General features: G+C 62.7%; 11 protein-coding genes and 2 pseudogenes. 8 read left to right on the forward strand and 5 right to left on the reverse strand.

From position 1 onward, the window contains the following. The first annotated feature begins 16 nt into the window (after window positions 1-16). The 3 genes from gtdA to VFB05_RS09870 all read left to right on the forward strand — a co-directional run bounded on the left by gtdA (window position 17) and on the right by VFB05_RS09870 (window position 2,703). The gene (gene gtdA, locus VFB05_RS09860) at window positions 17-1,093 is read left to right on the forward strand and encodes a gentisate 1,2-dioxygenase (RefSeq protein ID WP_325011632.1); all 1,077 of its coding nucleotides are present in this window, start codon (window positions 17-19) and stop codon (window positions 1,091-1,093) included. Beyond that, on the forward strand, window positions 1,086-1,793 hold the full coding sequence (locus tag VFB05_RS09865; RefSeq protein WP_325011634.1) for a fumarylacetoacetate hydrolase family protein: 708 nt from the start codon (window positions 1,086-1,088) through the stop codon (window positions 1,791-1,793). The genes gtdA and VFB05_RS09865 overlap by 8 nt, the downstream gene beginning before the upstream one ends. 499 nt (window positions 1,794-2,292) lie before the next feature. Then, entirely contained in the window at window positions 2,293-2,703 is a 411-nt protein-coding gene (locus VFB05_RS09870; RefSeq protein ID WP_325011635.1) for a hypothetical protein, read from the forward strand. 165 nt (window positions 2,704-2,868) lie between these two features. Here VFB05_RS09870 and VFB05_RS09875 read toward each other — a convergent pair whose 3' ends face one another. Further along, complete coding sequence (locus tag VFB05_RS09875; RefSeq protein WP_325011747.1) at window positions 2,869-3,870, reverse strand: NADP-dependent oxidoreductase; 1,002 nt, start codon at window positions 3,868-3,870, stop codon at window positions 2,869-2,871. A 73-nt stretch (window positions 3,871-3,943) separates the two neighbouring features. After that, window positions 3,944-4,801 carry an oxidoreductase gene (locus VFB05_RS09880; protein ID WP_325011638.1) on the reverse strand — a complete coding sequence of 286 codons (858 nt, stop codon included), beginning with the start codon at window positions 4,799-4,801 and terminating at the stop codon, window positions 3,944-3,946. 100 nt (window positions 4,802-4,901) lie between these two features. On the opposite strand from VFB05_RS09880, the gene VFB05_RS09885 reads away from it, so the two are divergent. Together VFB05_RS09885 and VFB05_RS09890 are read left to right on the forward strand one after the other, a co-directional pair. Next, a complete protein-coding gene (locus VFB05_RS09885) occupies window positions 4,902-5,453 on the forward strand; it encodes a TetR/AcrR family transcriptional regulator (protein ID WP_325011640.1) in 552 nt (183 codons plus the stop codon). Window positions 5,454-5,769: 316 nt separating this feature from the next. Then, a pseudogene (locus VFB05_RS09890) lies at window positions 5,770-6,017 on the forward strand (conjugal transfer protein TraD); the annotation flags it as partial. A 281-nt stretch (window positions 6,018-6,298) separates the two neighbouring features. Here the strand turns inward: VFB05_RS09890 and VFB05_RS09895 are convergent. The 3 genes and pseudogenes from VFB05_RS09895 to VFB05_RS09905 all read right to left on the reverse strand — a co-directional run bounded on the left by VFB05_RS09895 (window position 6,299) and on the right by VFB05_RS09905 (window position 11,271). Further along, window positions 6,299-9,742: a TonB-dependent receptor domain-containing protein gene (locus tag VFB05_RS09895; protein ID WP_325011643.1), complete on the reverse strand. Its 3,444-nt coding sequence runs from the start codon at window positions 9,740-9,742 to the stop codon at window positions 6,299-6,301. A 707-nt stretch (window positions 9,743-10,449) separates the two neighbouring features. Next, window positions 10,450-10,948: pseudogene (gene nikR, locus VFB05_RS09900) on the reverse strand (nickel-responsive transcriptional regulator NikR). Between the two features lie 137 nt (window positions 10,949-11,085). Then, entirely contained in the window at window positions 11,086-11,271 is a 186-nt protein-coding gene (locus VFB05_RS09905; RefSeq protein WP_325011645.1) for a hypothetical protein, read from the reverse strand. Window positions 11,272-11,428: 157 nt separating this feature from the next. Here VFB05_RS09905 and VFB05_RS09910 point away from each other — a divergent pair, with 157 nt between their 5' ends. From VFB05_RS09910 to exbD, 3 genes are all read left to right on the forward strand, one after another. Continuing rightward, window positions 11,429-11,773 (forward strand): hypothetical protein, encoded by a 345-nt coding sequence (locus tag VFB05_RS09910; RefSeq protein ID WP_325011647.1) that lies wholly within the window; start codon window positions 11,429-11,431, stop codon window positions 11,771-11,773. A 189-nt stretch (window positions 11,774-11,962) separates the two neighbouring features. Next, window positions 11,963-12,865, forward strand: a complete 903-nt coding sequence (gene exbB, locus VFB05_RS09915) for a tonB-system energizer ExbB (RefSeq protein ID WP_414643174.1) — start codon at window positions 11,963-11,965, stop codon at window positions 12,863-12,865. Between the two features lie 6 nt (window positions 12,866-12,871). Further along, the gene (exbD, locus tag VFB05_RS09920; RefSeq protein WP_325011649.1) at window positions 12,872-13,318 is read left to right on the forward strand and encodes a TonB system transport protein ExbD; all 447 of its coding nucleotides are present in this window, start codon (window positions 12,872-12,874) and stop codon (window positions 13,316-13,318) included. The last annotated feature ends 20 nt before the right edge of the window (window positions 13,319-13,338 follow it).

The raw sequence follows: 13,338 nt of genomic DNA on the forward strand, positions 1-13,338 counted from the left end.
CACAGCGAGACAAACGATGTCCCAACAGTCGATCATCGCTCCGACTGCCGATACACCGGAGCGGCGGGCGTTCTACGACAAGATTGACAAGCAGAATCTCACGGCGCTCTGGCTGTCGCTCGCCGACCTGGTCACGCCCGAACCGAGGAGCGGCTGTCGTCCCGCGTCCTGGCGCTTTGACGACATCCGCGCCTATATGCTCGAGGCCGGAGCGCTCATCACAGCCAAGGAGGCGGAGCGGCGCGTTCTCGTTCTGGAAAATCCCGGTCTTCGCGGCCAGTCCAGGATCACCACAGATCTCTATGCCGGCGTGCAACTGGTCATGCCGGGTGAAATCGCGCCGGCGCACCGCCACACCCAGTCGGCACTGCGGTTCATCCTCGAAGGCGAAGGCGCCTACACCGCCGTAAACGGCGAGCGCACCATCATGCATGAGGGCGATTTCATCATCACCCCGCCCTGGGCCTGGCATGACCACGGCAATCCGAGCTCGAGCCCGGTGTTCTGGCTGGATGGTCTCGACATCCCCGTGCTGCAGATGCTGGACGCCTCGTTTGCCGAACACCTCGATGTCGACGAGCAGCCAATTGTCCGGCCCGTCGGCGACAGCGACGCGCGCTATGGCAACAACCTGCTGCCGGTGGATCACAAGGGAGGTGGCGGCACCTCGCCGGTATTCAACTATCCGTATGCGCGCACGCGCGAGGCGCTCGAACGGCTGCGACGGGCCGCGGCCTGGGATCCCTGCCATGGTCTGAAGATGCGCTACACCAACCCGATCACCGGCAATCACGCCATGGCCACCATGGCGACGTTCATCCAGCTCTTGCCGAAGGATTTTGCAACCGCGACCTACCGCTCGACGGACGCGACGGTGTTCGTGCCGATCGAAGGCACCGGCCGCAGCATCATCTCGTCCGCCTCCGGCGAGGACATCGTGATCGAATGGGGCAAGCGGGACGTTTTCGTCGTGCCGTCCTGGCATCGCGTGCGCCACGAGGCGCTGGGTGGCGACGCCGTGATCTTCTCCTATTCGGATCGACCGATCCAGGAAGCGCTGCATCTGTTCCGGGAGGACCGCGGCAATGCGTGACGTCAGCACTCAATCCGATTTCGTCCTGCCGCCTCCGCCGCCGGCATCGGTTGCAGTCCACAATTCGTCCGCGCGCTTTCCAGTGCGCCGGATCATCTGTGTCGGCCGCAACTACGCGGCACACGCGCGTGAGATGGGGCGGGATCCCGATCGCGAGCCGCCGTTCTTTTTCATGAAGCCGGCCGATACGGTGGTAGACGACGGCACGACGGTTCCGTATCCGCCGCAGACCAGCAATTTCCACTATGAGATCGAACTCATCGTCGCGATCGGGCAGGGCGGGACCGACATCCCCGTCGCGCGCGCACTCGATCATGTCTGGGGCTATGGCGTCGGCATCGATCTGACCCGGCGCGATCTGCAGCTTCAAGCCCGCGAGCAGGGCCGCCCCTGGGACTGGGGCAAGGGGTTTGATCTCTCGGCGCCGATCGCTCCGTTACGGCCGGTCTCAGAGGTCGGCCATCCGAAAGCCGGGCGCATCTGGCTTGCCGTCAACGGCGCGCTCAAGCAGGAGTCGGACATCTCCAAGCTGATCTGGCCGGTGCCGGACATCATCTCCATCTGCTCGCGGTCGATGGGTCTCAAGCCAGGCGACATCATCATGACCGGCACGCCGGAGGGGGTCGGCCCCGTGCAGCGGGGCGAAGTCATGAGCGGAGGGATCGAAGGGCTCGGCGAAATCAGGATCGCCGTCGACTAGGTCTTTCGATACTGCCAGATTCGTTTCCTCAAAAACTGCGACGGCGGGCGAGCACGCCTTCGGCGCTCGCCCGATACGTGCAAGCTCTCGGTGAAAGTGGCCTGCCGGCAGCGGGATTGTGGCGAGGCTTTGAGCCCTCGCGTAGCCTCTTCATTAAATTGACGGTGTCTTATCGGCATATTGACGCGATCTGATCGAATTATCGACCATTGCTGCTGTCGTAATCTCGCAGAGATGTGAAAACGCCACGTGGGGGATTGCGATGATCGACCGCCCAGGATCGACAAGGCAAAGGCTCGGGGTAGCCGCGGCGCTTGGCTTTGTGCTCTCTCTAGCCGGACCGAGCATGTCACATGCGGCCCCCTCGAAGGCATCGGGGACCGGTTATGTCAATGAACTGCCGTGCAATGATATCTGCAAGGCCTACATGGCTTGGTCCGATCGGATGATGGCGAAGTTACGTTCGTCTCCGCAGCGGCGGCCCAAGGCGCGGACGGCCATGCATAGGAAGCCGGACCGGACCGCCGCTCGTGCATCGGACGCGCGCCACGCGGACCTGAACTCATTCGCGCGACTTCTGCGGCCGAGCGATACGCCGGCGCAAGCTGTGGAAACGCCGCAAGTCGCTGCTCCTGCGCCATCGGGGCCCGTCGAGGCGATTGCGGAGCAGCTTTCTCCGGCGACTGGAACGGCGAACACCAGGCTAGCCGACGCCGGCAGCGCGGCGACCGCCACTGAGCCCCAGACCACACTCGTTTCATCGACCGCGCCGATCTCCGGCACGGAAGACATTGGCGCAACCGATGACTACGCGCGCGGCCGTGATTGGCTGCTCACGGCCTCGCTCGGTCTTGCGGTCCTCGCCCTGTTCGCACTGCTGTCTTGGGAACGGTTCAAACGCACGACGTAAGCCGCACACGGGATGGGTTGATTCCGGATGGGCGTCCTGCGGCGTCCGATGGACAAACTCCGATCCCCAGTCACCCCGGGGTCTCGGCCCTCGTGTCGTGGGACGAAGTGATGGCGAGTTGTTTCTGGTGCGCAATGGGTGCGGCCGGCACCCACATCCGCGTCATCACCTCATCTGGACAACGACCTTACCCTTGGCTCGGCCCTTCTCGAGATACGCAAGCGCCTCCTTGACCTGTTCGAACGGAAATACCCTGTCGATCACCGGCCGGATGCGCCCCGCCTTGAGAAGCTCGCCGATGTCGGCGAGTTGGCTGCCGTCCGGATGCACGAAAACGAACGAATATGCAGCGCCACGTTTGCTGGCGCGGCGAATGATCTTGCGGCTCAGCAATCCGAACAGCAACACCATGAAGAAATTCATCCCTCGGGCGCGAGCGAACGCGGCGTCCGGTGGCCCGACGAGTGAAGCAACGGTGCTCCCTGGCTTCAAAATTCGAAGCGATTTCTCGATCGCATCGCCCCTGACCGTGCCCAGCACGGCGTCGTAGTCCCGCAGCACCTCCTCAAAGTGTTGTTTCTTGTAGTCGATCACCTCATCAGCCCCGAGGCTGCGCACCAGACTGATATTTCCTGTGCTCGTTGTCGTTCCCACGCGGGCTCCGAGGTATTTCGCGAGTTGGATCGCGAACGTGCCAATCCCGCCGGCGCCCGCGGGGATGAACACCTTCTGACCGGGCTTGAGACGTATTCGCTCCTTGAGCGCCTGCCACGACGTCAGGCCGACCATCGGTATCGAGGCCGCTTGCACGAAGTCCAGGTTTGGCGGCTTGAGCGCGGCGGCATCCTCCGGTACGCGCGCAAATTCAGCGAGAGCGCCCGTTCCGAGGTCAAAGATGCTGGCGAAGACGGCATCGCCTGGCTTGAAGCGAGTGACGCGGCTTCCCACCTCCACCACAACGCCAGCCAGATCGCTGCCCAGCGTGGCCGGCATTTGAAAGCGCAGGATGGGCTTGAACGTTCCCTTCGGAATCATGTTGTCGATGGGATTCAAGCCAGCCGCGTGAACCTGGACAAGAATCTCATTCGGCCCGGGTGTCGGCCGAGGGATATCGGCCAGCCCGACCTGATCCGGTTTGCCGTACCGCTTCAAAACAACAGCTCTCATTTTTTCCTCTGGGTGCGAAGCTTTTTCGCAGCGGCGGCGAACGGAGGCGGTGGCGTGCATCGGGCGCACGCCGTCAGAAAGCTCGGGCGGTGCGGGCGGTTTGCGGCGCCGCCGGCGCATCAAGCCTCAGGTCCTTCCGGATCCCGGCATCCACCAGGCCAGCCGGCGCAAATCTGCGAAGAAGGCGCAGGCGCTTGGCGAGCCTGCCTGCCGGGTATCGCAGTTTTGGGTGCGCGGCATTGGCCGCCTTCAGCACCGTGTCGGCCACGACGCCCGGCTGCTCGGCTGTTGCCATCACTTCGTTGACCCTTCTGGTCACGCCCTCGCGAGCCGCGCGATATTCATCGAGCGTGGCATCGGGCGCCATGAAGTTTGCATCGAATGGCGTCTTGGTGTACGCGGGCTCGATCACCGAGACCCGGATGCCCCTCGTACGCAGTTCATGGTCGAGCGATTCCGAATAACCCGCCACCGCGTGCTTGGTCGCGGCATAGAGCGCGCCATAAGGCATCGGTAGAAATCCAAGCACCGAGCCGATGTTGATAATGCGGCCGTTCCCCTGGCGTCGCATGTGAGGCACTACGGCGCGCGTCATCCGGACCAGTCCGAAAAAGTTGGTCTCGAAAATCGATTGGGCCTGATCGATCGAACTCTCTTCCGCTCCTGCCGGGGCAACACCGAAGCCCGCGTTGTTCACGAGCAGATCGATGCGGCCGTCGCGCCGTGCGACTTCGCTGACGAGGGCTTCCACCGATTCATCGCTAGTCACGTCGAGGGCGAGCATCTCGAACGCTCGCCTGCCAGCGTGCAATGCCCGTCTGCTGGTGCCGTAGACCTTGTAGCCGGCTTGCGCGAGCCGCGCTGCGGTGGCTTCGCCGATCCCCGATGAGGCGCCGGTGACCAGCGCGATCTTCGATTTGGGCCCGTTCATGAGACTCTCCTGTCGGCCATTTTGATTACGGTCGTAATGATTGATATACATGACGATTGTAATTATAATTGTCAAGACCCGTGATTCAGGACCTGGCTACATGCGCGTTTCAAAAGAACAGGCTGCCAAAAACCGCGAGCGAATTCTCGAAGTCGCCTCCCGCCTCATGCGGGAGCGCGGCATCTCTGGCGTAGGTGTGGACGCATTGACCGAGGCAGCCGGAATGACGCATGGCGGCCTGTACAGTCAGTTCGGTTCCAAGGAGCGGCTGGTCGAAGAGGCGGTGGCGCATGCGATAACCGCCAAAGGGCAAGAGCTGCCCGAGGCGTTTGCTTTCGGCGACTACGTTTCGGACTACCTTTCGGCGGCGCATCGCGACGCGCCCGGAAGCGGCTGCCCCTTCGCGGCCTTGTGTTCTGAAATGCCGCGACAAAGCAGAGGTGTGAGAGAACGCTTCACGGCCGGCGTGCGGGGCATGGTCGCGTTGCTGAGCGGCCGGATGGCCTCCGGGCTGAAGCCACGGCAACGCGAGGAGAAGGCCCTCGCCGCGACCGCCTCCCTGGTCGGGGCCCTCGTGCTCGCCCGTGCCGTGAGCGATCCCAAGCTATCGGATGACATCCTTCGCGCAACCAGGAACGCGCTGGGCGACTGACCGCTCAAGTCGGCAGGGTGGAAAGTACGTCGAACGTCCGTTCGATGAGGAACCGAAGCGTGTCACCTGGCGCACGAACACCTCGCGCAGCCAGATCGGGCGCCTGCTCGATCCGAAGGACGGCAATGTCACACTAACCACGCTTTAGCGCGCCGCTCGCATGGTCGGGCGGTCGCTGCGGCTCGAACTGGTTTGATGCAGATGTGTGGAATTGCGGTTCGCGATAGAAGCGGGAGGCAGAGATGCCCTGACGACCTTACAGCATTGCGCCGATCGCTCGACTATCATTTCTCCATCAACACTAATGGAGACGACGATGCGGAAGCCACGAGACTTTGATGCTGAACTGAAGCGCTTGGGGACAAGGCGCGTGATCTCAAGAGCCGCAAAGTATAGCAGCTCGGCGAACTCGTCATCGTCACGGGAGCCGACACACTTACCGCCGGCGAATTGGCAGGAGCCCTGATCGCGCTGGCCGAGACAAAAGAGGCCGGAAAGCGGGAGGCATGGGCAAAGCGTGGGGCCGCGTTCTTTCAGGGACGGGCGCGGCGAACTGCACCGGCCGTCAGAACACTGCCTGATCAGGTACTGTGCGACGACGACGGTTACCTCATCGTTGGCGTCTTCATCGCGGGTTGGTTGATTTCCATCTTGGTCTACCGAATGCGTCGTTTCGACGAGATCGGAGCAGAATTGTCGCACAGCGGAGGCGCGCAGGAGGTGTTGTAGGCGCTACCGTCCCGACGAGCAGGTGTTCGCGCAGGCTTCGGCCGTTTTCAAACATCAAATGTTTGTCGGCGAGCACGATGCTTCCACTTGATCGTGCGTGCGCGGTCTTCAATCCCTTACAACGGCGCCCCGCCGGCAAATTTGTAGGCGAACCCGAGCCGGGTGTCGCTGATTGCCCCGCGCTGGCCGGCATTGGCGAGATTGGCCGCTGCATTCACGAAGCCGGGAGTCGCGAGATCGGTGTAACGGTATTCGATACGGCCGAGGACGTGATCGGTCAGGGCATATTCCAGACCCGCGCCGACGGTCCAGCCGGACGACATGTTGCCGCCGTTGGTCGCCAAGGGCGCCGAGCCGAGCGGCGCATAGGACATCGCTGGATTGCCCCATGCCCAGCCACCGGTGCCGAATAGAAGCCAGCGATCGAAGGCGACACCGAGCCGGCCGCGGATCGACGCGTAGTCCTTGATCGTCGTAGAGACCGTAAATGGACCGCCGGGCGATACACCTGCCGCTCCAAGCGGAGCTAGCTGTTGATTGTTGCCGGTCAGGTTTGACCATTGCCAATCGCCTTCGACGCCGACCAGAAGGCGATTGAACTGGTAATTACCGCCGACAAACGTACCGGCAAGCGGACCACGGACACCGTAGACGTGTGATGCGAGCGGCACGCCCATCGCATCCGAAGGCACGCTGTCGGCTGAGTTCCAGCCATAGCCTCCATCGCCGCCTATGTAGACGCCGGTCCAGTCGCAGGGGTGGCAGACCACAGGCGACACTGTTGCGGCCGGCCGCTGCGAATCCATCTTGGCCAACGCACGAGAAGCGGAAGCGGACGATGGCCCCCAATCGAACTTGTAGTTCACGCCGATATCGACTTCGTTCGTGGTGACGGCCGAGGTCGTTGACAACTGCGAGAAAGGCAGCGCGACCGTCGAGTTGCCGTAACTAGTATGGCGATATTCGGCGAATACGTTCCAATTCCGGGCGATTGCGACGGCAATTCCGGCCCCCGCCGTCCACCCGCTCAGATAGGTGTTGACCGCTTCCTCGGTGCCCGCCGTCGCCAGGTTGAGCGTTCCCGTCAATTGGGTACGGATGTATTGATTGCTCGACCAGGCCCAGCCGGCCGTCCCGTAAAGCAGGACGTTGTCCGCGGCGTAACCAATGCGCGCGCGCACGGTCTCGCTGTCGAATACGGTCAGTTGCGCGGTGCTGCTTCCCGCGGCATTGGTCGTCGTTGTCGATCTGGAGCCGCCTGACGACACGTCGGCGGCAATGCCGAGCACGAGGCGCGACGGCAGCATGTAGTCATAGCCGAGCTGGATGCCGCCGTGCCAGTCGGGCGGCGACCCGTAGATCGGAGCTGACGTGGCGCCACTCGTCGGATCGAAAGTGCCGCCGCTGGTGCGGGACCACGCACTGCCGACACGAGCGCCAAGAGAGAAGCCCTTCCAGTCGTAGGCTGCCGGCTGGAGGGGGTCGGCCGGAAACGACCGCTTCATCTCGGCGGCCATGGCCCGAACGTCCATTGTTGGAATCGACTCCAGCGGACCGGCAAGTGTTAGCCGAAACGCCAGCGGCTCCACGGGATGGTACACATAGTCCATCACGCCGTTCTGGCAGACCGCGGCGGGGATCTTTGCCGTCGGGTAGCACATGGCAAACATCGCGTCGGTCGTCAGCAGCGAGCCATAGGCATAGGTATCGAGGTCTGTCCTCGAGTTGAGCAGATTGAGGGCATCAAGCTGGATGCGCCAGCCATTCTCGAAACGATAGCCGACGCCTGCGTTGATGAGGTTGAGCGGCGGCGACTGGAAGACCCCATCCTCGGTCAGCGGGCGCGAGCCGATGTAGCGCCAGCGCATGGTGCTGAACCAGCCGGTCTTTTCGCCCAGCGTCACGCCGGCCGAGGCCACCATCCCCGGCGCGTTGTAGACGTAGTTGCCGGGCGCGTTGCCGATCTGCGCTTGCGGAAAGCCGGCCAGCGACTGATAGAGCGCCGCCTGCGTGTCGTCGTAACCGATGAAACGAGCGTGCGAGAGCGCCAGGTTGCCGTCAATGTGCAACCACGAGAACGGCCGATAGCTGTTCGTGAACTCGACCCCCGTGCGCACGCTCGGCAGGCCCGCCGCCGTATCGCCAGTATCGCCATCGAAGAACAGTTCTGAAGCCTGATGGATGTAGAAAAAGCTGACCGAGCTATCGAGCCCTGGAACCGCCTGGCTGCGGACCCCGACCTCGGCGCCGCGCGAGCGCACCAGAAACGGCGAGGCGCCCTCGGGCTGCCCCGGCTGACCGGGCACCTCGGTCAGCGTCGCGCTACGTGCGTCGTTGCTGTGGTAGCCCATACCGGCGCCGAGGAACAACTCGGTCTTGGCGAAGGGACCGACGACCATGCGAAACTTTGGACTGCCGATAGCTTCCTGGACATTGCCGGAGTTTGTCGGCTGCAGCATCGAATTGACCGATGCGGCGTAATAGTCGCCGCGCCAGCCAGCGATGGTTCGCAGCCAGTCGGTCCAATGCACCGTGTTCTCGGCATAGATCGCGGCATTGCCTTCGCCGACGTGGTCGTTGATGTAGGGCGTCAGCAGTTGACGCTGGTAGGAATAATTGAGTGCACTCGCGATGTCGTCGTAGCGGGCCTGTACGCCGACCACGGTCTCGGTGCGGAGACCGGCAAACGTGCCATCGAACGTGCGCGAGGCACCGCCGCCGCCATATAGGCGGTCATCGTGCTGATGGAATTGATCGCCATTGACCGGATCGTTGGTGAACCAGGTGTAATTGTTCCACAGATCCATCGTGTATTTGACGAGATAGGCATTTGCTTTCCACGAGCCGTCATCGGTTGACTGCGCGATGCGGCCGGAGAGCGAGAAGCGACTGGTGTCGCCGCCATCGGTTGGATCGAGCTCGCCGTAAAGCCCCATCTGCCCGGTCGTGTAGGCCCGCAGCGCCACCTGGTCGGTCGAATTCCAGGTGTTGGTGTAGGCCATGCCGGTGATGGAGAAGCCGTCGGTTGCCGTGCCCTGGCTGTAGCGCAACAGGCCGCTGAACTTCTTCATGTCGTCGGAAGTGATCCACGGGCCGGCATAGCTATTGAACTCTCCGGCGTAGAGCAGCGTGCCGTCTGACATCTTAGTCGAGCCGAGTGAAAGGTATCGCTGATAGCCGAAGCTGCCGACCGTGACCGACTGGATGTTCCGTTCGACGCTGTCGCGCACGGACAGATGCAGGTTGCCGGCATTTTCAAAATCGCCGACGTCGGCCCAGTATGGCCCTTTGCGGACCTCCACGCTGCCGACTGTCTCCGGAATCAGCCAGTTGAGATCGGTATAGCCCTGACCATGGGCATGGGTCGGCAGGTTGATGGGGATGTCGTCCCAGAATGTCGCGAGATCCGTGCCGTGATCAAGATTCCAGCCACGCAGGTAATACTGATTGGCCTTGCCGGCATCGGCATGCATGATCGCCATCAGCCCAGGCGCCACCTCGACGACCTCGCCGGGACGGGTGATCGGGCGCGCGTTGACGTCCTCTCCGGAAACCGTCATCTGGCTTGCCATGCTCGGCGCCATCGCGGCGCCGCCTGCGACGTTGGGAGCGCCGGTCTCGTAGGGCGAAGCTGGCTGTGAAGACGAGGCCGGGGGCTCTGCGGGTCTGCTGGATGGAGCTCCCGCCGTTTTCGGCGCAGTGGGAGGCCGCCGCGGTCGCGGCGCGCGGACTATGAGGGTGGGAAGTAGCGTTCCCCCGGATCGTGGAGACGCGCCCGCTCCGGTGCCCTGTGCCTCACCCGCGGGCGAGGGCGGCGATGCCGGAGTGGAGACAGCCGGCGCCTGCTCCTCCGATGGAGACGGCGCAACCGGGGTCTGCGCAACCGCACTGACACAGGCGGACGAGAGCAAAAGCGACGTGGACGTCAGCAAACGCGCGCGCAATGACATCACACGCCCCGTAATGATCGGTGGCACTCCGGCGCCCGGCTGATCGACAACATTCGTCCCCCAAATTATCTACTCAACCGGACGGCAACACCACATGCCGAATGCTCGCGAAGTCAGCCTAGGCGCGTATGATGAATTTAAATAATCATCTTACTCGGAGTTGAGCAAGACCCGTGCCATCCCCTGCCGTCCGGCTGCGCGGATTGCAAACTCTTTTGAACTCAATTGAATACTGAAGCGGCTGCAGCCTTAAGCCAGCGCTGCACAGTCGGCAGGAGCGCGACGATTGGAAACCAACTGTCCATCAAGATGGCAAGTTAGCCGCGGGCTTCTTTCCGCTTTGCGGGACCGCGAACATGGGCATGCGAATGGGCGCGCGGCTTGCCGCCACCGTGGACATGCGTTTCCGGTTCGAGCGCGACTGGAACCACCACGAGCCGACCGTGGCGAACGCCGCGCTCGGCAATGACGTGCTCGGCGAAATGGCGGACCTTAGCGGAGGCGCCGCGCAACAGGGGCGACTTCGAGGCAGGAATGATGATCGAGATGCACGTGAAGCGTCGCGACCGATAGATCATGGTGATCGTGCTGCGTGATCGTCAACCGTTTGGCAAGCGTTCGGACCTCGTGATCATACACGTAGACCAGGGCACCGATGCAGGCGCCGCCGCTCTCATTCTCCTGTGTTGCCTCCTGCAGCCCGGCGCGAACGAGGTCGCGAAGAGCCTCCGACCGATTCTGATAGCCACGATCCTTCTGGAAGCGATCGAGCTCCTCGACCAGATCCTCATCGAGTGTTGCTGTGATGCGTTCCATGGCCGGCTGCTCCCGTTTTCACTCCGCAATAGACCAGTGGGGCATCCAAGGGTGGTCAATTTTGCGCCGAGTTCGGTAAAACGAAAAGCTCGTTGAGCTCGTCCAAAAGCTGGAATCCTTTGACCCAGGATTAGAAGTCATTCGTTCGCGAGGAAGCGCTCGGCTGCATCGATAATGTGATCCCGGTTGCGTTCGTATGGCCCCCAATGCGTGGCATCCGCGATGATCCTTTCCTGCGCCCCCGGAATCTTCGCCGCCAGCCCCTGGTCGGCAAACATGTCGCGGTCACCGCGGATCACCAGCGTCGGTGTCTTCACTGGCATTGATGCAAATCTCGCTCCCATGTCGGGCAAGTCGCATCCGCAATTTGCAGCCGGGACTATTTGTCCGATCGACGTGCCCTGCGCAGCATTCTAAGTCTCCGAGGATCCTTCTCCGTTGCCGTCGATGAGCGGATTTGCCGTACGCGCTTGTGTCGAAATGCCGATCAATCTGAAGCTCGCGCTCGATCACCGGCTCGGGGGGTGGATCAACAGCCTCGAACTGCAACTGGTTGGCGCGAAGGACGATGTCAGCCAGATGCGGAACGAACTGACGACGCCAGCTTACGCGCTGGTCAATCTCCGGACCGGCTACCGGTGGGAGTATGTGCGAGTGGACCTCGGCGTGGACAACCTTTTCAACCAGCTCTACTACCTCCCGCTCGGGGGCGCTGATCTGGTCGACTACAAGGCTGTGTCGATGATGGGTTCGTGGGCTGTCTACGGCAACAGCGTCAAGGGGCCGGGGCGTTCGGTGAACGGACGTCTGACTGTTAGCTTCTGATTTCGTCTATGGTATGCCAGAGCGTAAAGCAAGAGCGATAGCACCGCGCGGAACTTGCTTGATCGGCGATCCGAGCGTTGCCAGTTTCTCAAGTCATCTCGTCGATCGCTCAGATGTCTTGAACTATCGGTCTCGCCAGTCTGAGGTAACGCGGGCTCCATGAACGTCGTGCGCACAGGTTGAACTCCGATGATGAGAAGATTGCTTCCAGCCGCACTTGCCCTTTCGTTGCTGATGTCCGTTGCAGTTGCGCAGCAGGATCAGGCACCGAGTCCGGCGCCCGCGGTGTCGTCAAGTCCGGCCGAAGCACCACCCGAAGCCGCAGCGCCAGCGGTTGCGGCCCCTGTAACCGGGACGTCCGAAGCGGACGCGGCGAGGCCCCTGAAGCCGCAACTGGCTGTCCCGCACGAATTGTCGCCGTGGTCGATGTTCCTGTCGGCAGACATCCTGGTCAAGATCGTGATGGGCGCCTTGGCCTTTGCGTCCCTGGTGACCTGGACCATCCTGATTGCCAAGACCTTCGAGCTGTCGTTCATCCGGCGCAAGCTCGCGGCCTCGCTGAAGAAGATCGGCAATGCAAAATCGCTGGCGGAGGCCAAGCTGGCGCTTGGCGAAAGAAGCGGGGTGCTGACGGCGCTGCTCGATGCGGCGGCCCACGAGGAGCAGCTGTCGGCCGGAATTGCCCGCGACAACAGCATCAAGGAACGTGCCGCCTCGCGCTGTGCCGAAATCTCACGTGCCGAAGCGCGCCGCATCCGATTCGGCATGGGGATGCTGGCGACGATCGGCTCGACGTCGCCGTTTGTTGGCCTGTTCGGCACGGTCTGGGGCATCATGAACAGCTTCATCGGCATCTCGAAGGCGCAGACCACCAACCTCGCCGTGGTCGCGCCGGGCATTGCGGAGGCGCTGCTTGCGACCGCGATCGGGCTGGCCGCGGCGATCCCCGCCGTTATCATCTACAATCACTTCGCGCGGGTGACCAAAACCTATCTCGAACTGGTCGCGCGCGCCTCGGGCGCGGCTGCGCGGCTGTTGTCGCGCGATCTCGATCGCGCCCAAGCGAGTGGGCTGGGGCGGGCAGCGGAGTAACGTCAAATGGGCGCTTCGATTGCTGAAGGCGGTTTGGACGACGACGAGGAGTTCGCCGAGGCGCACGAGATCAACGTCACGCCGTTCATCGACGTGATGCTGGTGCTGCTCATCATCTTCATGGTGGCGGCGCCGCTCTCGACCGTCGATCTGCCGATCGATCTGCCTTCTTCGACTGCCATGCCGGAGAAGAAGCCGGACAAGCCGGTCTATGTGAGCATCAGGCCGGATCTGTCGCTTTGGATCGGCGAGACGCCGGTCAAACGCTCGGAGCTTGTGCTCGCGCTGGATGGCACAGCCGGCGCGGGCAAGGATCGTTTCGTCTTCATCCGCGGCGATCGCACGGTGCCCTATGGCGAGATGATGGACGTGCTGGAGATCCTGCGCGCCGGCGGCTACGCCAAGATCAAGCTGGTGGCGCTCGAGGGCGTCCCGGAGGTGGTAAAGCCGTGAGACGCCGGGCAGGGGCGAAT

The sequence above is a fragment of the Bradyrhizobium sp. genome (genome assembly GCF_035652035.1).
Lineage (GTDB): Bacteria > Pseudomonadota > Alphaproteobacteria > Rhizobiales > Xanthobacteraceae > Bradyrhizobium.

What these genes read in the sequence shown, in the direction of transcription:
- gtdA (WP_325011632.1), top strand. Translation starts at nt 17, where the DNA reads ATGTCCCAACAGTCGATCATCGCTCCGACTGCCGATACACCGGAGCGG.
- VFB05_RS09865 (WP_325011634.1), top strand. Translation starts at nt 1,086, where the DNA reads ATGCGTGACGTCAGCACTCAATCCGATTTCGTCCTGCCGCCTCCGCCG.
- VFB05_RS09870 (WP_325011635.1), top strand. Translation starts at nt 2,293, where the DNA reads ATGCATAGGAAGCCGGACCGGACCGCCGCTCGTGCATCGGACGCGCGC.
- VFB05_RS09875 (WP_325011747.1), bottom strand. Translation starts at nt 3,870, where the DNA reads ATGAGAGCTGTTGTTTTGAAGCGGTACGGCAAACCGGATCAGGTCGGG.
- VFB05_RS09880 (WP_325011638.1), bottom strand. Translation starts at nt 4,801, where the DNA reads ATGAACGGGCCCAAATCGAAGATCGCGCTGGTCACCGGCGCCTCATCG.
- VFB05_RS09885 (WP_325011640.1), top strand. Translation starts at nt 4,902, where the DNA reads ATGCGCGTTTCAAAAGAACAGGCTGCCAAAAACCGCGAGCGAATTCTC.
- VFB05_RS09895 (WP_325011643.1), bottom strand. Translation starts at nt 9,742, where the DNA reads ATGACGGTTTCCGGAGAGGACGTCAACGCGCGCCCGATCACCCGTCCC.
- VFB05_RS09905 (WP_325011645.1), bottom strand. Translation starts at nt 11,271, where the DNA reads ATGCCAGTGAAGACACCGACGCTGGTGATCCGCGGTGACCGCGACATG.
- VFB05_RS09910 (WP_325011647.1), top strand. Translation starts at nt 11,429, where the DNA reads ATGCCGATCAATCTGAAGCTCGCGCTCGATCACCGGCTCGGGGGGTGG.
- exbB (WP_414643174.1), top strand. Translation starts at nt 11,963, where the DNA reads ATGATGAGAAGATTGCTTCCAGCCGCACTTGCCCTTTCGTTGCTGATG.
- exbD (WP_325011649.1), top strand. Translation starts at nt 12,872, where the DNA reads ATGGGCGCTTCGATTGCTGAAGGCGGTTTGGACGACGACGAGGAGTTC.